At 64.5% G+C, this 18,240-nt stretch carries 13 protein-coding genes and 1 pseudogene; 12 read left to right on the top strand and 2 right to left on the bottom strand.

The features are described 5' to 3' along the window. The first annotated feature begins 592 nt into the window (after window positions 1–592). The 3 genes from ACIP37_RS25780 to ACIP37_RS25770 all read left to right on the top strand — a co-directional run bounded on the left by ACIP37_RS25780 (window position 593) and on the right by ACIP37_RS25770 (window position 3,460). Window positions 593–748, top strand: a complete 156-nt coding sequence (locus ACIP37_RS25780) for a hypothetical protein (protein WP_400809776.1) — start codon at window positions 593–595, stop codon at window positions 746–748. Window positions 749–770: 22 nt separating this feature from the next. After that, window positions 771–2,822 (top strand): N-6 DNA methylase, encoded by a 2,052-nt coding sequence (locus ACIP37_RS25775; RefSeq protein ID WP_400809777.1) that lies wholly within the window; start codon window positions 771–773, stop codon window positions 2,820–2,822. A 236-nt stretch (window positions 2,823–3,058) separates the two neighbouring features. Beyond that, complete coding sequence (locus ACIP37_RS25770; protein WP_400809779.1) at window positions 3,059–3,460, top strand: DUF4357 domain-containing protein; 402 nt, start codon at window positions 3,059–3,061, stop codon at window positions 3,458–3,460. 37 nt (window positions 3,461–3,497) lie between these two features. Here ACIP37_RS25770 and ACIP37_RS25765 read toward each other — a convergent pair whose 3' ends face one another. After that, window positions 3,498–4,286: an IS3 family transposase gene (locus tag ACIP37_RS25765; protein ID WP_400809885.1), complete on the bottom strand. Its 789-nt coding sequence runs from the start codon at window positions 4,284–4,286 to the stop codon at window positions 3,498–3,500. On the opposite strand from ACIP37_RS25765, the gene ACIP37_RS25760 reads away from it, so the two are divergent. The 9 genes and pseudogenes from ACIP37_RS25760 (at window position 4,230) to ACIP37_RS25720 (ending at window position 17,854) form a co-directional block, all read left to right on the top strand. Then, window positions 4,230–4,484, top strand: coding sequence for a hypothetical protein (locus ACIP37_RS25760; RefSeq protein WP_400809781.1), 255 nt, complete (start codon window positions 4,230–4,232; stop codon window positions 4,482–4,484). The two genes, ACIP37_RS25765 and ACIP37_RS25760, sit on opposite strands and share 57 nt — an antisense overlap. A 272-nt stretch (window positions 4,485–4,756) precedes the next feature. Next, the gene (locus ACIP37_RS25755; RefSeq protein ID WP_400809782.1) at window positions 4,757–7,192 is read left to right on the top strand and encodes a type I restriction-modification system subunit M; all 2,436 of its coding nucleotides are present in this window, start codon (window positions 4,757–4,759) and stop codon (window positions 7,190–7,192) included. Then, a complete protein-coding gene (locus tag ACIP37_RS25750) occupies window positions 7,189–8,373 on the top strand; it encodes a restriction endonuclease subunit S (RefSeq protein ID WP_400809784.1) in 1,185 nt (394 codons plus the stop codon). Before ACIP37_RS25755 ends, ACIP37_RS25750 begins: the two co-directional genes overlap by 4 nt. After that, window positions 8,370–11,462 carry a type I restriction endonuclease subunit R gene (locus ACIP37_RS25745; RefSeq protein WP_400809785.1) on the top strand — a complete coding sequence of 1,031 codons (3,093 nt, stop codon included), beginning with the start codon at window positions 8,370–8,372 and terminating at the stop codon, window positions 11,460–11,462. Before ACIP37_RS25750 ends, ACIP37_RS25745 begins: the two co-directional genes overlap by 4 nt. Then, window positions 11,449–12,171, top strand: a complete 723-nt coding sequence (locus ACIP37_RS25740) for a M48 family metallopeptidase (protein ID WP_400809787.1) — start codon at window positions 11,449–11,451, stop codon at window positions 12,169–12,171. The genes ACIP37_RS25745 and ACIP37_RS25740 overlap by 14 nt, the downstream gene beginning before the upstream one ends. A 138-nt stretch (window positions 12,172–12,309) precedes the next feature. Further along, the gene (locus ACIP37_RS25735) at window positions 12,310–13,836 is read left to right on the top strand and encodes an AAA family ATPase (RefSeq protein ID WP_400809789.1); all 1,527 of its coding nucleotides are present in this window, start codon (window positions 12,310–12,312) and stop codon (window positions 13,834–13,836) included. Window positions 13,837–13,856: 20 nt separating this feature from the next. Further along, the gene (locus ACIP37_RS25730) at window positions 13,857–14,693 is read left to right on the top strand and encodes an HNH endonuclease (protein ID WP_400809790.1); all 837 of its coding nucleotides are present in this window, start codon (window positions 13,857–13,859) and stop codon (window positions 14,691–14,693) included. A gap of 136 nt (window positions 14,694–14,829) precedes the next feature. Further along, window positions 14,830–16,939, top strand: a pseudogene (locus tag ACIP37_RS25725) (thioredoxin domain-containing protein). Window positions 16,940–16,978: 39 nt separating this feature from the next. Continuing rightward, complete coding sequence (locus tag ACIP37_RS25720; protein ID WP_400809792.1) at window positions 16,979–17,854, top strand: GNAT family N-acetyltransferase; 876 nt, start codon at window positions 16,979–16,981, stop codon at window positions 17,852–17,854. On the opposite strand, the gene ACIP37_RS25715 is transcribed toward ACIP37_RS25720, so the two are convergent. Then, the gene (locus ACIP37_RS25715) at window positions 17,845–18,201 is read right to left on the bottom strand and encodes a hypothetical protein (protein ID WP_363621335.1); all 357 of its coding nucleotides are present in this window, start codon (window positions 18,199–18,201) and stop codon (window positions 17,845–17,847) included. The two genes, ACIP37_RS25720 and ACIP37_RS25715, sit on opposite strands and share 10 nt — an antisense overlap. Window positions 18,202–18,240: the final 39 nt, after the last annotated feature.

Genomic DNA, 18,240 nt, shown 5'->3' with positions numbered 1-18,240 from the left:
ACACGGACCCGGCCGCCACGAGATCCTGAAAACGAGTCCGTGCCGCAAGAACCAAAGCCGGACAGTTGGGGGGAATCCCCTATCGAACACCCTCTGACAGCCTCGGTGATGTAGCTGGACAGTCCACGACGGCCGGCCCGAGAGCGGAGCTCACTGACCAGCTCGGCGGGCATGGACACAGAAATGTTCTCGGTGGTCCCGGCTCGGGTCGGCTTCATGGTCGCAGTGTAAGAGATTTTCTATTACATGAGGGAGGCCTGCCCGGTCGGGGTGGGTGGGCGCATTCTCGGCCCGGTCCGCGCTCTCTGTTCCGACCGCCGGGCGCGCACGCTCCGGCCCGACCCCTGCGTGATCTGAGTCACATTCCGGCTCTCGCTAGCGGGTTGGGGTCGAAGTCTCGTCGGGTGGGTCGGGGGCTCGAGCTGCATGCTTGCTTGAAGCATTGTGCGCAGCAGTACTGCGCATGATGTAGCTCGGCTCCTGCGTGGGATGCGTCGCGTCCTTCCGTGCGGCAGTTGGTCGCTAGTCTGATCGCTGTGCCGACCTGTCGGGGGCGTCAGCTCGCGACTAGCAGCGTCGGCTGAAGTGCGCAGTGTTCCTGCGCAATCAGGCCATCGAGAAGTGGGGCACGATGAGGGCGTTCATCGAACTGCTGGGTAAGGCGATGCAGAGCACGGGGGCGACGTTGCGGCTGTGCCTGCTGATCACGGTTACCGCCGGGGCGTACTTCATCAGCCAGGTGAAGTAGGAGGAGAAGGACTTCGAGGAAGATGGGTTCGATGATCGGAGAAGCGGCAGACCCGGCAGCAGAGCTCGCCGAGCGGTTGTGGCGGGCATACGCGCCCTACCGACGAGGCCGTGGTACGGCCGGTGACCCCGACGCGATGTTGGCGGTCCTGGTGCTGGCCGCCTTCGCGGAGGTGGAAGGCCGACCTGAGGTCGATTTCGTGAAGCGGTGGAAACGCGCTTCGGCGGAGGCCGCCGCCGGTTTCTCCCCGATGACCGACCTGCGGGGGGCTCTGCAGGAGGCAGCGCGGCATCCGGGTTTTCCGCTGCTCTGGTCGGCCGATCTTGACCTCGGGAGCGGACAGGACGATGCCGCCTGGATGACGGCGTTCGTCGCGGAGCTGGACCGGGGCCCTGGTCTCGGAGAGGTCTCGGTGGCGGACATCTGTGAGCTGCTGCTCCAACGGCTCGCTGCGGAAGGGGCGTTGCCGGGAGGGGAGTTCTACACGCCGCGTGGGGTTGCTGATCTGCTCGTGGATCTGGCCGACCCTCGTCCGGGAGACCGGATCATGGATCCGGCCTGTGGCGTCGGCAGCGTGCTCGCGGCTGCCGCTCGGCACCTGGCCGAGCGGGGGCCGGGCGGTGACAACTCGTTCGAGGCGTACGCCGTGGATCGGAGCAACGTGCGCCCGGCGATGTTGAACCTGGCCCTGCACGGGGTGAGTATGCCGCAGGTGGAACTGGCGGATCCGGCGACGCTGCTGCGTGACCGGAACTTGGGCCGTGCCGACCGGGTACTGAGCAACCCGCCGTTCAATCAGCGGATCGACGGGTGGGGGCAGGGGCGGTTCATCGCGCCACCGGAGTCGAGCGCCAACTTCGCCTGGCTGCAGCTTGCCTGGTCTCAGCTCAAGGAAGGCGGGATCGCGACGATCGTGATGCCTGCGCGGGCGGCCTGGGCGGGAGGAGCGGAGGCGCGGATCCGCCGCGAAATGGTCGCGCTGGGCGCGGTTCTCGCGGTGATCGCACTGCCGGCGCAGCTCTTCTCGGGTACCAACATCGCGGTGCACGTCTGGGTGCTCGGCAGGGGCCGTCGGTCCCGTCCGGTGCACCGAAGCGACTCCGTGCTCCTCGTCGATGCTCGCAGCGTGGGGACGCGGTCGTCGGAACAGCCCCGCGTGCTGTCGGGCGAGGACATCGAGCGCATCGCGGATTGCTTCCGACGCTGGCACGGAACCGCGGACGAGGTGGACGAGTCGGGTCTCTCCCGATCGGTTGCCTACGCCGAACTCATCGAGAACGCAGGGAACCTGGATCCGCGGACCTACCTCCGGACGGAGAGCGGGCCGGACGGGGCCGCAGACCTGAGCGCCATGCTGACCGATTTCGAGCGGCGCAACCGCGAGACATCGGAGCTCGGAGCGGAACTGGCGCAGATCGTCGGCGCACAGGATCAGTTGGCTCAGGACGGTATCCGATGCCAGAACCTGCTGCTGAAGGATGTGGTGAGCGTCAGCTCGACGGTTGGTGGCCGTTCCGTGCGGCTGCTCGCAGGGCCTTCGGGAAGCCTGGTCCGGGCCCAGGACTATGTGGGGACTGGAGGCGTTCCCGTTGTGATGCCGAAGGACATCTCGGACGTAGGCTTCATCGAGGACGGCATCAAGTACATCTCCGAGCAGCATGCCGAACGACTTCACCGCTTTCGGTTGGATCGCGGAGACATCGTGGTCGCTCGCCGGGGCGATCTCGGACGATGCGCCGTGGTCGGAGAAGAGCAGCAGGGCTGGCTCTGCGGCACCGGCTGTTTCGTGATCAGTCCTCCCGACACCGTTGACTCTCGCTACTTGGCGGCGTTCCTGCGAAGCCCTGGAGCTCGGGAGTGGCTCGATGCCCATTCGACCGGGAGCCTGGCTCTGCGGACCATCTCGCTCGAAGTGCTCGGGATGCTGCCCGTCGCCCTTCCCGATCTCGATACCCAGAGGTCCATCGGCGAAGCCATGGCGAGCTTCGACGCCCATGAGCGGCTGTTGCTGGACCAACTGGCAACGACGCGGGACATCCGCAGCAAGGCACTGAGCAGCTTCCTGGCGAGATGAAGGGCAGGCGGCTCTGCTTCGGATGCCTCCCGAACGGCTGTGGCGCCTGCAGGGCCCGTGCCCCGTCGGCGCTTCACCGCTCACCGCGTCCGCAGGCGAGTCGGTTGTCGTCCGGCGCCTCAGAAGTTCTCCTGAGTCGCTGGATATGGGAGTTGACTCAAGCAGCTTGTACTGCTTAATATCGAAGACGATCAAAGGCGTCCCGTCGGGGGAGGCCGTCTACGTCAGGAGCGCGCATGGCCACCCTGAGCATCCACTTCGACCCCGCTGTCATCGCCCGACTCGTGAGTGCGAGCGGTGACGACACCGTCCACGTCACCCTGTCCCTCGGTGAAGGGGCCGTATCCGCACAGGCCGCTCCGGTGATTCCCCAGGGGCCCCTGGCCGGGCTGATGCGCGCCGACCTGCTCGAACCGGGGACGGTCCTCACATTCCGCCAGCGCCGCGCCAACAGGTCGGGTCGCGCCGTAGTCACCGCAGACGGTCAGCTCGTCGTCGACGGGCAGTCCTCCCCGTTTCCCTCGCCGTCGAAGGCCGCAGAGGCCGTGACCGGCAACATCATCAACGGCTGGACCCTCTGGCGGACGCCCGACGGTTCCACGTTGGATCAGCTGCGACAGAAGCTGGACGCCGAGTAGTCGCTGCCCCAGGCAGCTCCCGACAGGGGGCGTCGTATCAGTCCGTTTCTCCGCTGCCCGCCGCCAAGGCGTCCCGTCTCGGCGGCGGGCTCCGAACCCGAGGGGCTTCTTGTACATAACCTTTGACCTGATCACTGCCCTTGTCGTTTCCGGGGCCTTCGCGACCGGGGCGCTCGTATACCGCCGGACCGAACCGTCGGAGGGCGCGACCGCTCTGTCGAGAGGTGAACGACTGGCGCTCGCTATTGGTACGGCGGCGACCGTCATCGTGATCGGCGGCTACCTCGGAAACGGGTTCCGGGGCATCGCGCACAGCGCGAATGCACAGCCGACGCGAGCCGTGGAAGCCGTGAAGCCTGGGGTCGGCCGGTAGGCGGTGCCGTGGCCGGCGGTACCCCGGGAGGTTCCTGCCTTCAGCGGGCGGGTTGTGGCTTGATGGACATGTGCTTGGCAGTCGTGGTCGCTGTGGTGGATGAGCCTCCCGGCCAGGCAGGCGCAGTCCAGGTGATGAGGGCCAGGGCGACGTCCGCGTGCTCGGAGGTGTGCTAGCCCACGATCCAGCGGGAGAAGGCGTCGCGGATCGTGGCCCGCCGCCAGGGGCCCTCGCCGGTGGGGATGAGCGAGATGTCGGCGACCTACAGCCGGTTCGGGGCGTCGGCGGTGAAATCGCGCTGGACCAGGTCCGGGGTGAGGTCGTCCGTGGGCGTGGCGGGTGAAGGAGCGGGGGTCGGCGCGGGCTGACGCCCTGGAGGCAGGCCTGGCGCATCAGGTGCTCGACCCGCTTGCGGCCGACGTGAGTGACCTCGCGCCGAAGGGCAGCGTGGATGCAGTGAAGCCGCCTGGTCGGCTCGGCGTCATGCCGTCTGAGTTCGCAAGGCTCGTGGACGCGGAGCGCCAGCGGTCGTGGCAGGTGGAGGCGGGGGATGTGCAGTTCCCGGAGGACGGGCTCGACCCCGAGGCGGTGCTGGTGCTCGTCGGTGAGCCCCAGTACCGTCGCTGGGTCGGGTCGAGCTCCTGGCCTTGAGGAGCTCGCACGAGCGCCGCAGATCGGCGTTCCCCTTGTGTAGAGCGGTGAGCTCGAGATGCGCTCTTGGGCGCCGGATGGTACCGGGATCCTTCGTCACCTCCCGACGCTATCGTTGAGACACTCAGCTTGAGCATCACCCGTAGTGATGATGCAGTCGCGCATGGACACACGAAGGATGGGCGCCGAAGGATGGACAGGCCACACGTACACCCCGCCGCGGAATCGCGGTCTGGCTCTGGTCTCGACGCAATCGATGGGGTGACGTGGTAGTGGCCCTCAAGAAGTCGGACCTGTACAGCTCGCTCTGGCGGAGCTGCGACGAGCTGCGCGGCGGCATGGATGCCGGCCAGTACAAGGACTACATCCTGACACTGCTGTTCGTGAAGTATGTGACGGACAAGGCCAAGTCCGATCCGACCTCACTGATCGACGTCCCCGCCGGCGGATCCTTCGACGACATGGTCGCCCTCAAGGGTGATAAGGAGATCGGCGACAAGATCAACAAGATCATCGGCAAGCTCGCCGAGGCCAACGGACTCGAGAAGGTCATCGACCTGGCCGACTTCAACGACGAGGAGAAGCTCGGCAAGGGCAAGGAGATGCAGGATCGCCTCTCCAAGCTGGTGGCGATCTTCGCGGTTCTCGACTTCCGAGGCAGCCGCGCCGAGGGCGACGACTTGCTTGGCGATGCTTACGAGTACCTGATGCGGCACTTCGCCACGGAGTCAGGCAAATCGAAGGGGCAGTTCTACACCCCGGCCGAGGTCTCGCGGGTGCTTGCCAAGGTCGTCGGTATCGGTGCGGCTACCCGGCAGGACCACACGGTCTACGACCCCACGTGTGGGTCCGGCTCGCTGCTCCTCAAGGTAGCTGACGAGGCCCCACGTGGCCTCACCATCTACGGTCAAGAGAAGGACAACGCCACCTGGGCACTGGCCCAGATGAACATGATCCTCCATGGCTACGAGGACCGTGACATCCGCAAGGGTGACACCATTACCAGCCCACAGTTCACCCAAGGCGCACGGTTGCAGACCTTCGACTTCGCCGTCGCCAATCCACCGTTCTCGATCAAGTCCTGGAGCAACGGCCTAGAGAACGACTACGGTCGCTTCGAGTTCGGTCGGCCGCCGGAGAAGAACGGCGACTACGCCTTCCTCCTGCATATCCTCAAGTCCCTCAAGGGCAACGGCAAGGCCGCAGTTATCTTGCCACACGGTGTGTTGTTCCGTGGTCACGCTGAGGCCAACCTTCGTAAGGAACTGCTGCGCCGTGGCTACATCAAGGGCATCATCGGCCTGCCTGCGAACCTTTTCTACGGAACCGGCATTCCGGCCTGTATCATTGTTCTCGACAAGGAGAATGCCCACGCGCGAACTGGCGTCTTCATGATCGATGCTTCCAAGGGCTTCATGAAGGATGGCAACAAGAACCGCCTGCGGAGTCAGGATATCCACAAGATCGTCGATGTCTTCAACAAGCAGACCGAGATCGAGCGCTATTCGCGTATGGTGCCGCTCCACGAGATCGCCGACCCGAAGAACGACTACAACCTTAACATTCCGCGGTACGTCGACTCCTCCGAGCCGGAAGACATCCAGGACCTTCACGCTCACATGCACGGCGGGATCCCGGACCGCGACCTGGACGCACTCGACGGGTACTGGGAGGCATTCCCAAGCCTTCGTCCCATGCTCTTCAAGCCAAACCGCCCCGGCTACAGTGATCTTGCTGTCAGCGTGGCTGATGTACAACAGGCCATCCTGGACTCTGACGAGTTCCAGAAGTTCGCTGTAGACGTCCGTGGGCAGGTTGACGACTGGTTCGCTACGCACCGGCCAGCCCTGCAAGTGCTAAACCCGGACACTGTCCCCAAGGGCCTGATTGCTGGCATCAGTGACGATCTGCTGGCCCGCTTCAAGGAAACCCCTCTGCTCGATGAGTACGACGTCTACGAGCAGCTCATGACTTATTGGCATAGCGTCATGCACGACGACGTCTTCCTTGTCATGAACGATGGGTGGTGTGAAGCGGCGAAGCCTCGTAAGACCATTGAGGATAAGGAGCGCAGGCTCTTCGAGTCCCCAGACCTTGTTATTGGCTCCGGGCGAAGCGCCACTAAGTACAAGATGGACCTTATCCCGCCGGCACTCGTCGTCGCCCGCTACTTTGCAGACGAGCAGGAAAAGGTCAACGCACTGCACGAAAAAGCCGAAGGTGCAAGCCGTGACGTAGATGAGTATATCGAGGAGCACGCCGTAGATGACGGCCTGCTTGCTGGAGCGATGGACGACGGCAAGATCTCGAAACAGCTTGCTTCGACGCGGCTCAAGGTGGCCCGGCACGAGGAAGATGACCCTGAGGAGATCAGGGCGCTGCAGCATCTGATCAAGCTCTACAACGAGGAAGCCGTTGCCAAGAAGGCTGTCAAGGAGGCCCAGGCAACCCTCGATCTCGCAACTCTCAAAAAGTACGGAAATCTCACTGAGTCTGACATTAAGCACCTCGTGCTTGATGGCAAGTGGCATGCGGCGATCGGAGATCGCGTTGCTCGCGTTGTCAACTCCATGACGTTTACTCTGGTCGGCCGGACCCGGCAGCTCGGCCAACGGTACGCCGAGACGGTCGGAGCCCTCGATGACCAGCTGGCGAAACTGGAAGCCAAGGTAACTCGTCACCTCGCCGACATGGGAGTAGTGAAATGAGCACCGCGCGGGCCGATCGATGGCTGAGCCTTACGATCTCGGATATTGCGGCCTTCCGATCGGGTGCTTTGATCAGTGTTGCAAGGCTGTCTGCCCGCTCAGGGTCACAATCCGTGCCTGTCTATGGCGGAAATGGAGTTGCGGGTTATACCTCGTCGGCAATGATTGATCATCCGACGGTAATCCTTGGTCGAGTAGGTCAGAAATGTGGCGCGGTATATAGGAATGATGGCCCAGCGTGGGTTACCGATAATGCTCTATATGCTCACCAGTTTAAACGTCCATTGGATGTCCACTTCCTTTCCCTTGCCCTAGAAGCCGCGCGACTAAACGATGTCAAGAACAGAAACGACCTCCCGCTGATCACGCAGTCGATCCTGAATGACGTCAAGATTGCGTGGCCAGGTTCTCTCGTGGAGCAGCGTCAGATTTCTGGGGCGATGGCAGATGTCGACGATCTTATCGCCGCGCTCGAGCAGATGATCATCAAAAAGCAGCGCATCAAGCAAAGCTTGATGCAGGAGCTTCTCACTGGCCGTAGGCGATTGCAAGGATTCGGGGATAGCTGGGAATGCCGCCGCGTGGCTGAGATGGGCGATGTCCTTGCTGGCAAAGCGCTGAATGTCAGCGGTACTGGAGCCTCGCGCCCCTATCTTCGGACAAAGAACGTGCTTGATGGGCGAATTGAGCTGGAGGACGTTCTTTGGATGCCCATGACGGACGCCGAGTTTGAACGCTTTCGCGTCGAGCACGGGGATGTTCTGCTCAATGAAGGCCAGTCCCTAGAACTCGTCGGCCGCTGTTCTATTTACGGCGGCGAATTCGGAACTCCCTGCGCAATGCAGAATCAGCTACTCCGATTTCGAGCCCACTCGGGGACATCTCCCGAATTTGCCGCGCATCTCTTTCGGCATTGCCAGAGAACGGGGGCGTTTGCTGCTATCGCTACGAAGACCACATCGGTTGCGCATCTAGGCAGCTCAAGGCTTAGTAGTCTTCGCCTTCTCTGGCCTGCTAGTCGGCGCGAGCAGGCAGCGATTGCTGAGGTGTTGTCTGACATGGATTGCGAAATCACTGCCCATGAGGCCCGCCTCGATAAGGCACGCGCTCTCAAGCAAGGCATGATGCGGGAGCTCCTTACGGGCCGTACCCGCCTTCCCGTTATGGAGAGCGCAGCGTGAGTAACGTCGGCCAGCCGGAGCGCAAGACTCAAGACCGGGTCGTCAAGCTCTTCCAAAATTTGTTGGGCTATGAGTACCTCGGCAACTGGGAGCATCGGGCGGCCAACTCCAACGTCGATGTTGAATTGCTCAGGCAGAACCTTCGCGGCCGGGGTTATAGCGAAAACCTCATCAACAAGGCGATCGATGACCTGAAGAGCGATGCCTCGCTCGGTGGCGGCCGCGATTTGTACGAGGCGAACCGGGACGTCTACGGCCTGCTCCGGTACGGGGTGAAGGTCAAGCCGGGTGTCAGCGAGCAGGTGGAGACGGTGTGGCTCATCGATTGGGCGCATCCTGAAGCAAATCACTTCGCCCTGGCCGAGGAAGTGACGGTTCTGGGGCAGCACACCAAGCGCCCGGACATTGTGTTGTACGTCAACGGCATTGCCTTTGGGACGATCGAACTCAAGCGCTCGAAGGTTGCCGTCTCTGACGGCATCCGGCAGAGCATCGGTAATCAGCGTCCCGAGTTCATTCGGTCGTTCTTTACCACGGTGCAGCTCGTCATGGCCGGCAACGACGTAGAGGGGTTGCGTTACAGCGCCATCGACACGCCAGAGAAGCACTGGTTGGCGTGGCGTGAGCCGTCCGACATTGCCGATCCCCTCGACCGTTCCTTGGTGCAACTCTGTTCGAAAGAGCGCTTGCTCGAGCTGGTTCACGACTTCATGGTCTTCGACTCAGGACAGAAGAAAACGTGTCGGCACAACCAGTACTTCGGCGTCAAGGCGGCTCAGGAGCGGATCGCCAAGCGGGAGGGCGGCATCATTTGGCACACCCAGGGCTCTGGCAAGTCCCTGACGATGGTGTGGCTGGCCAATTGGATCCGGGAATCTCAGGTCGGGACGAACCCGCGGGTCTTGCTGATTACTGATCGGACCGAACTGGATGAGCAGATTGAAAAGGTCTTCCAGGGTGTCGGGAAGGAAATCTACCGCACCAAGAGCGGCCCTGGCCTCCTTGCCGCGTTGAATGCGGACGAGAAGTGGCTGATCTGCTCGCTGGTTCACAAGTTCCGCGGCTCGGAAGACGAGAAGGCCCGCGATGAAGCTGACAGCGAGTTCATTCGTGAACTCAAAGCGATCGTCCCCAAGGACTTCCAGGCCAAGGGCAATATCTTCGTCTTTGTCGACGAAGCCCACCGTACACAGTCGGGCAAGATGCACGACGCCATGAAGGCTCTCATGCCTGGTGCCATGTTCATCGGCTTCACAGGCACGCCCCTTCTCAAAGAGGACAAGGACACCACTGTCCAGCGGTTCGGCAGCTTCATCCACACCTACAAGTTCAACGAGGGCATTGCAGACGGCGTCGTGCTCGACTTGCGGTACGAGGCTCGCAACATCGACCAGGACCTGACCTCGCCGGCGAAGGTCGACCAGTGGTTTGAGGCCAAGACCCGCGGTATGACGGACCTGTCCCGCGCCGAGCTCAAGAAGCGCTGGGGCACCGTTCAGAAGGTCGCCAGTTCGGAGCCGCGGGCCCGGCAGATCGTCAACGACATACTGTTTGACATGGAGGTCAAGCCGCGTCTGGCGGATGGCCGCGGCAACGCCATCCTCGTCAGTCAGAGCATCTACCAGGCGTGTAAGCTCTACGAGCTGTTCACGCAGGCCGGGTTCAAGGGTAAGTGCGCAATCATCACGTCGTACACACCGCAGGCAAGTGACATCGCCAAGGAAGATTCAGGCCACGGCGCGACCGAGCGGCTGCACCAGTACGAGATCTACCGGCAGATGCTCGCGGACCACTTCAACGAGCCTGCCGACAAGGCGATGGGCAAGGTCGAGCAGTTCGAAAAGGACGTCAAGGAACGTTTCATCAAGGACCCTGGCCAGATGCGGTTGCTCATCGTCGTTGACAAGCTGCTGACCGGCTTCGACGCCCCGAGCACTACGTACCTGTACATCGATAAGAAGATGCAGGATCACGGCCTGTTCCAGGCGATTTGCCGGGTCAACCGCCTCGACGGCGAGGACAAGGACTACGGCTACATCGTCGATTACCGCGACCTGTTCAACTCCCTTGAGTCCGCGATCAAGGACTACACCAGCGGTGCTCTTGAAGGCTACGAAGCGAAGGACGTCGAAGGGCTGCTGTCAGACCGGATCGATAAGGCCCGGGATGACCTCAATGAGGCCCTGGAGAAGATCCGGGCGCTCTGTGAGCCGGTCGAACCACCGAAGGACACCCTCCAGTACCAGCAGTACTTCTGCTCCCGGGAGCATGGCAACGCCGACCAGCTGAAGGCCAACGAACCGAAGCGGGTCGAGCTCTACAAGTCTGTGGCAGCCGTGACCCGCGCATACGGCAACCTCGCCAACGAAATGCAGGCCGCCGGGTTCAGCGACGCCGAAGCCGCAGCGATCAAGGAAGAGATCGCTCACTACGCCGACGTGCGTGCAGAGGTGAAGCTTGGCGCTGGCGAGAACATCGATTTCAAGCAGTATGAGGCCGGCATGCGGCATTTGCTGGACACGTACATCAGCGCCAGGCCCTCCGAGGTCGTCTCCGATTTCGAGGAAGCCGGCCTGATGCAGTTGATCGTTGAGATGGGATCCGGCGCGCTAGAGAGGCTTCCCGCGGGTATCAGGAGGAACCCGGAAGCGGTTGCGGCAACGATCACCAACAACATGCGCATGGTGATCATCGATGAGCGCCCGATGAACCCGAAGTACTACGACAAGATGTCGGAGCTGCTCGACGCCATACTCGAAGAGCGGCGGCAGGGTGCCCTGGACTACAAGGATTACCTTGCGAAGCTCCTGGAGCACGCGTCCAAGATCGGCAAGGGCGAGTCAGGCACCAAGTATCCGGAGTGGGCTGACAATGGTGGCCGCCGAGCCCTGATTGATTTCTTCGATCCATCACCGGAGCTGGCCGTGGTCGTGGACACCACTGTCCTTCACGCCAAGCCCGACTCGTGGGTGGGCAACGCGATGAAGGAGAAGAAGGTCAGGCGCGCGCTCGCTCAAGCTCTGACCCCCGACTTCGACAGATTTGATGAGCTCATGGACCTGCTAAAGGCACGCCATGAGTACCGCTAGTGCTTCTCTCACCATCCGTGGCATTGACATCGATGTCGTCTACAAGAACATTAAGAACCTGCACATCGGAGTCTATCCACCCTCGGGACGCGTCCGTGTGGCGGCGCCGCACCAGCTCGACGATGAGCAGGTGCGACTCGCTGTGATTCAACGCCTGCCGTGGATCAGAGAGAAGCGCGAGCAGCTTCGGTCGGCTGCACGGCAGTCCGTGCGAGAGATGGTCACGGGCGAGTCGCACTACGTGTGGGGGGTCCGCCGCAGGATGAAGGTCGTGGAGCGTCCTGGGCGGGCTCACTTCGAGCTGGACGGTGAGCGGCTGCTCCTGTACGTCCAGACCGGCACTACGGCTGAACGGCGGCGGGAGCTGCTCGACCGCTGGTGCCGGGAGCAGCTTCGGCACGTGATCCCGGACTTGATCGCCAAGTGGGAACCCGTCCTTGAGGTGTCGGTGCCGCGGTGGAACATCAAGCGCATGAAAACCAAGTGGGGATCGTGTAATCGCGAGACCGGGCAGATTTGGTTCAACGTGGAGCTTTCCAAAAAACATCCAGGCTGCCTCGAGTACGTCGTTGTCCACGAGATGGTGCACTATCTCGAACGCAATCATGGCGAACGCTTCATTGAGCTCATGGAGAGATTCATGCCGAATTGGCGAGCTTTTCGCGACCGGCTAAATGAAGCGCCACTCGCAGAGGAGGAGTGGGCGTGACGATGGCGTGATTCGTCAGTTTGCTGCGCGCCCGCGAACCGACAGCGTCACGATCGTCCTGTCAGAGCGAGGCGATAGGGTTCGAACTCAGTTCGACCGAAGTGCGGGTGTCCGCCACAGAACCGGAGGCTCGACCCGGTGAAGTTCATTGTCCTGCCCCAAGATACGCCGGTGCGCCCAGGTCCAGAGGCTGCGGTCCTAGTGGCCGATGACTGGGATGACTTCGGTTTCCGTACCAGCTATACGCTTTGGTACCGAGACTCGCAGACACAGACGAACCTAGGTTTTGTCAAGGTTGCCGTCGCCGGGCAGGGGGACGGCCCCAGCCCCATCCGTGCCGGATTTTACGATGGCTCGCCACCGGGTGAACTTTTCTCCCTCGGGCAGAGTGACCTCTACTACGACAACATCAAGAAGCTCGGACACGACAGACGGGACGAGATCCTTCGAGGGCTCTCTGACGTTGCCTACAACCCCGACCTTCTTGAGAGTGTTCTGCAGTACCCAGTGACACGCTCATCACTCTTGCGGACCGTTCAGGAACAGACGGTCAGGGCGCAGTTCAACCGGATCGCCCGTGGCGGAGCCCGGCTGACCGAGTACCGGTTCCGCTACATCGGACCGGGGCATGGCGCTGAGAGCGCTCTTGACTTCAAGGTCGATCCTGACTCCAGGCCATCCAGCAATATCCACGCCCTCATCGGCCGCAACGGGGTTGGCAAGACGACCTTGCTGCGGAACCTGGCCGCTGCGGTTGTCTTGCCCGGGGGGCACGCGGAATTCGGGCGCATGGATGTGCTCCCGACGTCTACGTCCACAGACGGCGAGCGGTTTGTGAACGTGGTGTCAGTCACCTTCAGCGCGTTCGATCCCTTTGTCGAAGTGGTCGAGGAGAGTGATCCCCGAGCGGTGAAGTACACCTACGTCGGCCTGCAAAGCACTTCGCTCGATGATCTGTCCACCGGCACCCAGCAGCAACGACTGCAAGCGGCCTTCAGCGCTGGAGTCCAGGCCGTCATCGACTCGCGGGACCTCATGCGCTGGCGCGACACCATGCTGCTGCTGAGCCGTGACCCGCAGTTCGCAGACTCTGCTATCGCGGCCTACGCCCGCGACATACGGGCCGGCATGAAAGTCACGAACTCCGACGTGCGTGACCTGACCGCTGCCTTTGGGCGGATGAGCTCAGGCCACGCGATCGTAGTGCTGACCATGACACAACTCGTGCACCTCGTGGTCGAGCAGTCCCTAGTCCTGGTGGACGAGCCCGAGGCCCACTTGCATCCGCCACTGCTGGCTTCCTTCATGCAGGCGCTGTCTCACCTGTTGGCTGACCGCAACGGTGCCGCCGTAGTCGCTACACACTCGCCTGTCGTGCTTCAGGCGATGCCACAGTCCTGCGTCTACAAGCTCATACGCCAAGGCGAGATTAGCCGGGTCGAGCGCCCTCAGATTGAGACGTACGGTGAGAACGTCGGCGTGCTGACCCACGAGGTGTTCGGGCTGGAGGTGATGGAGTCAGGCTTCTACTCGGAGATCGGCAGAGCGGTGGCTGCGCTGGGTTCATACGAAGAAGTCCTCGCTCACTTTGGTGGCAAGCTCGGCGGAGAGGCAAAGGGGCTGGTCCGAATCCTCCTCGCAGAGAAGACGGATGGTCCGCTCTGATGTGGCCCCTGAAGGTCCCCATGCGGAAGGCAAGTGACAGCTACCGGGCATGCGTAGCCCGCAGCACCACGGCGGAAGGGCGGCGTGAGCGGCTGCTCAAGGCGGCCGACACCGTGCGGAAGGCTGGCCAGATGCTGCGCGAAGCCGCGGCTGCCAGGAACCTGCACGACCTTGACGCGAAGGGCTTTACGGTTCCTGAGATTGCTGGTAGCACCTTCGTGGATTGGGCGTACGAAAACGGCATGCAGACCGTCGGGGGGCGGGTAATACGCGACGAGCTGATGGCTGCTCCACCCAACGAACGGTGCCCGTTGTGCCGACAGGGCACCGTCCGCCAGCTCGACCACTACATGCCGAAGAGCCTCTTCCCTGCACTGTGCGTGGATCCGCTCAACCTCGTGCCCGTCTGCGAGCGGTGTAATTTAATCAAGGGTAATAAGCGTCCGGACAGCACCGAGAACACGATTCTGCATCCATACCTCGACCGGGTATCCCATGAGAGCTGGCTGGACGCACGAGCGATCCATGACTTTGGCACAGTGCGACTGCGTTTCTTTGTCAGCCCCCCGGCATCCTGGGACGCCACACTCACTGCGCGGGTCAAGAACCACTTCACGCTCTTCGAGCTCGGGAAGCGCTACGCCATCGAAGCAAACCGTGCGATCTCCGATGTTACGTACGGCGTCGACAGGCAGCGCAAGCGCGGTGGCGCACGCATGGTCCGGGACTACCTACAGGAGCAAGCAGAGACCCGACTCGCCGTCGACCTCAACAGCTGTGAAGGTGTCACCTACCGGACCCTCGCAGCCGACGCCCTCTACTGCCATGGTCCCTCGACACAAGACCCTTCCAACTGAGGCTCATGGCCTCGCAGCCGACAGCTGTGTCTTGCTATGTGGCGCAGGCTGACCTTGCAGCCACTGGATCTGGAAGGCGGGCACCTGTCTCTCGGAAAACTGGGCTGGATAGTCTGGAGCGTGCGACGATGCCGGTATGAATCGACTCGCGAATGCGACGTCGCCGTACCTGCTCCAGCATGCCTCCAATCCTGTGGACTGGTGGCCATGGGGAGAGGAGGCGATGCAAGAGGCCAAGCGGCGCGACGTTCCCATCCTTCTCTCGGTGGGCTATTCGTCGTGTCACTTAGCCTGATGATCATTGGTGTCACGTGATGGCCCACGAGAGCTTCGAGGACGCCGGGGTCGCCGGCTACCTGAACGAGCGGTTCGTCGCGGTCAAGGTGGACCGGGAGGAGCGGCCTGACGTCGATGCCGTCTACATGGAGGCCGTGCAGGCCGCCACCGGGCAGGGCGGCTGGCCGATGACGGTGTTCCTCACGCCCGACAAGGAGCCGTTCTACTTCGGCACCTACTTCCCGCCGGAGCCCCGGCACGGCATGCCGTCCTTCCGCCAGGTGCTGGAAGGCGTCGACGCCGCCTGGCGGGGCCGGCGGCAGGAGGTCGCGGAGGTCGCCGGGCGGATCCGGGCCGACCTCGCCGAGCGCGCCGCCGTCTACTCGGCCGGTGCCCACCATCCGCCCGCCGGCGCAGATCTGCACCAGGCGCTGGTCGCCCTCAGCCGGGAGTTCGACGACCGGCACGGGGGCTTCGGGGGCGCGCCCAAGTTCCCGCCGGCCATGGTCGTCGAGTTCCTGCTGCGCCACCATGCCCGCACCGGCTCCGAGGCGGCCCTGGAGATGGCCGTCCGCACCGGCGAGGTGATGGCCCGCGGCGGCATCCATGACCAACTCGGCGGCGGCTTCGCCCGGTACGCGGTCGACGCCGGCTGGGTCGTGCCGCACTTCGAGAAGATGCTGTACGACAACGCCCTGCTGCTGCGCGCCTACCTGCACCTGTGGCGGTCCACCGGCTCCCCGCTGGCCCGTCGGACCGCGCTGACCACCGCCGACTTCCTGCTGCGCGAACTGCGCACTCCCGAAGGCGCGTTCGCGTCCGCGCTGGACGCCGACAGCCTCGACGAGGAGACCGGGCAGTCCACCGAAGGCGCCTACTACGTGTGGGAACCCGGCCAGTTGGTCGACCTGCTCGGCCCCGCCGACGCGGCCACCGCCGCCCGGCTGTTCACCGTCACCGCCGGCGGAACCTTCGAACACGGCACCTCCGTTCTCCAACTCCTCGCCGATCCCGAGGACTTCACCGAGTACGAGACCATCCGCGCCCGGTTGTTCGAGGCCCGCGCCCGGCGGCCCGCCCCCGCCCGCGACGACAAGGTCGTCGCCGCCTGGAACGGCCTCGCCATCGCCGCCCTCGCCGAGACCGGCGCCCTCCTGGAGCGCCCCGACCTCGTCGAGGCCGCCGAACGCGCCGCCGACCTGCTGCTCGCCGTCCACCTCACCCCCGACGGCCGGCTGCTGCGCACCTCCCGCGACGGCCGGGCCGGCACCAACGCGGGCGTCCTGGAGGACTACGCCGACACCGCCGAGGGCTTCCTGTCCCTGTACGCCGTCACCGGCGACGCCGCCTGGCTGCAACTGGCCGGCGGACTCCTCGACACCGTGCTCAAGCACTTCACCGACGAGGCCTCCGGCGCGCTCTACGACACCGCCGACGACGCCGAGGAACTCATCCGACGCCCCCAGGACCCCACCGACAACGCCACCCCGTCCGGCTGGACCGCCGCCGCCGGCGCCCTGCTCACCTACGCCGCCTACACCGGCTCCGACCGGCACCGGACGGCCGCCGAACGGGCCCTCGGCATCGTCGGCGCGCTCGCGTCCCGGGCCCCCCGGTTCATCGGCTGGGGCCTCGCCGTCGCCGAGGCGCTGCTCGACGGGCCGCGCGAAGTCGCCGTCGTCGGCCCGGCCGACGACCCGGCCACCGCCGCACTGCGCCGGGCCGCGCTGCTCGGGACCGCGCCCGGGGCGGTCGTCGCGGTGGGCGCGCCGGCGGGCCCGGCGGATGGTTCGGTGGAGAGCCCGGCGGACGGTTCGGTGGAGGACGGCGGCGCGGAGGTGCCGCTGCTGGCGGGCCGGCCGCTGGTCGGCGGAGCGCCCGCCGCCTACGTCTGCCGGCACTTCGCCTGCGAAGCGCCGACCACCGACCCGGCGGTCCTCGGCGAGCGGCTTGGCGTCGCCGTCGAGTAAAACGCTGGTGGGAGGGGTGCGGCCGGGCCAGAATGGGCCATGACCTGGACCTTGAGCAGCTCGTTCGACGACTTCCGGCGCCACGCGGAAGAGTTCCTCGCCGCCCGCCCGGCCGAGAGCACCGTCCTGCTCACGGTCGTACACCGGCTGGCCGAACGCGGCCTGGACGTGTTCGGGCAGCGGCCACCGGTCTTCGGCTGGTGGCGCCCGACGGACGGCGGTCCGGTCGAAGGAGCCTTCCTCCAGACGCCGCCGTTCGGCCCCCGGCTCTCCTGCACACCGGCGGCGGCAGCCGAGCTGGCGGTCGAACTGGCCTCCGCCGGGAGCGAGTTCACCGAGGTGTCCGGCGTCGGTGGAGGCGCGGACGCGGTCCGGGCCTTCGCCGCGGCCTGGACCGCCGCCACCGGTGCCGGCCAGTCCGTCCGCTTCAACGAACGGCTCTACCGGCTCGGCGAGTTGACCGACCCGCCCCGCCCGCCCGCCGGCCACCACCGGCCCGCCGCCCCGGCCGACCGCGAACTGGCGATCCGCTGGTACGAGGAGTTCCTCGTCGAAGCCGGGGTCGACCTGCCCAACGTCCCCCAGGCCGTCGACGACCGGATCGCCACCGGCGGCCTCCACCTGTGGGAGGACGGCGGCCGCCCCGTCGCCCTGGCCGGCAGTAGCCCGGTGATCGCCGGCATGTCCCGCATCGGCCCCGTCTACACCCCGACCGACCAGCGCGGACGCGGCTACGCCAGCGCCGTCACCGCCGCCGCCTCCGCCCACGCCCTCGCCCAGGGGGCGGCCGAGGTCCTGCTCTACACCGACCTCGCCAACCCGACCAGCAACTCCATCTACCAGCAGATCGGCTACCGGCCGGTCGAGGACTGCCTGACCCTGGACTTCACGACGCGGGGCGGAAATTACGCGTAGTCGACCGGGCGGCCGCCGACCACCTTCGTGTCGAAGGGGTCGACGGCCGCTGTCGCGGCGGGTGCCGGCAGGTGGTCCGCGTTCACGTACGTCTGCGCGCAGGTCAGCAGATTGCCGCCGGCCGACTTCATGTCACCGGCCAGGCCGTCCAGCAGCGCCTTCCAGGCCGCCCCGCACCCCTGCAACGCCGCCCCGCTCCGCCAACCCGCCAGACTCGCAGCCGCCTTGGCGCTCGGCTCGGCCAACTTCGCGGTCTCGTCGGGCACTTTCCCGGCGACGGTCAGCGCACTGTTCCCGGCTGCGGTCAACTCGCCCGGTTTGACGGTGAATCCTGGGTCGCTCGGCACGATGTCCCCCCGATCTCCGTATCGACAGCGGGAGTTATG

It is taken from the genome of Kitasatospora sp. NPDC088861 (assembly GCF_044750105.1).
In the GTDB taxonomy this organism is placed as follows: Bacteria; Actinomycetota; Actinomycetes; order Streptomycetales; family Streptomycetaceae; genus Kitasatospora.
Note: the sequence above shows the minus strand (reverse complement) of the source record. Positions and strands in the feature narration are given on the sequence as shown.

Coding starts and splice junctions, on each gene's coding strand:
- ACIP37_RS25775 (WP_400809777.1), top strand. CDS start 771: ATGGGTTCGATGATCGGAGAAGCGGCAGACCCGGCAGCAGAGCTCGCC.
- ACIP37_RS25770 (WP_400809779.1), top strand. CDS start 3,059: ATGGCCACCCTGAGCATCCACTTCGACCCCGCTGTCATCGCCCGACTC.
- ACIP37_RS25750 (WP_400809784.1), top strand. CDS start 7,189: ATGAGCACCGCGCGGGCCGATCGATGGCTGAGCCTTACGATCTCGGAT.
- ACIP37_RS25740 (WP_400809787.1), top strand. CDS start 11,449: ATGAGTACCGCTAGTGCTTCTCTCACCATCCGTGGCATTGACATCGAT.
- ACIP37_RS25730 (WP_400809790.1), top strand. CDS start 13,857: ATGCGGAAGGCAAGTGACAGCTACCGGGCATGCGTAGCCCGCAGCACC.
- ACIP37_RS25720 (WP_400809792.1), top strand. CDS start 16,979: ATGACCTGGACCTTGAGCAGCTCGTTCGACGACTTCCGGCGCCACGCG.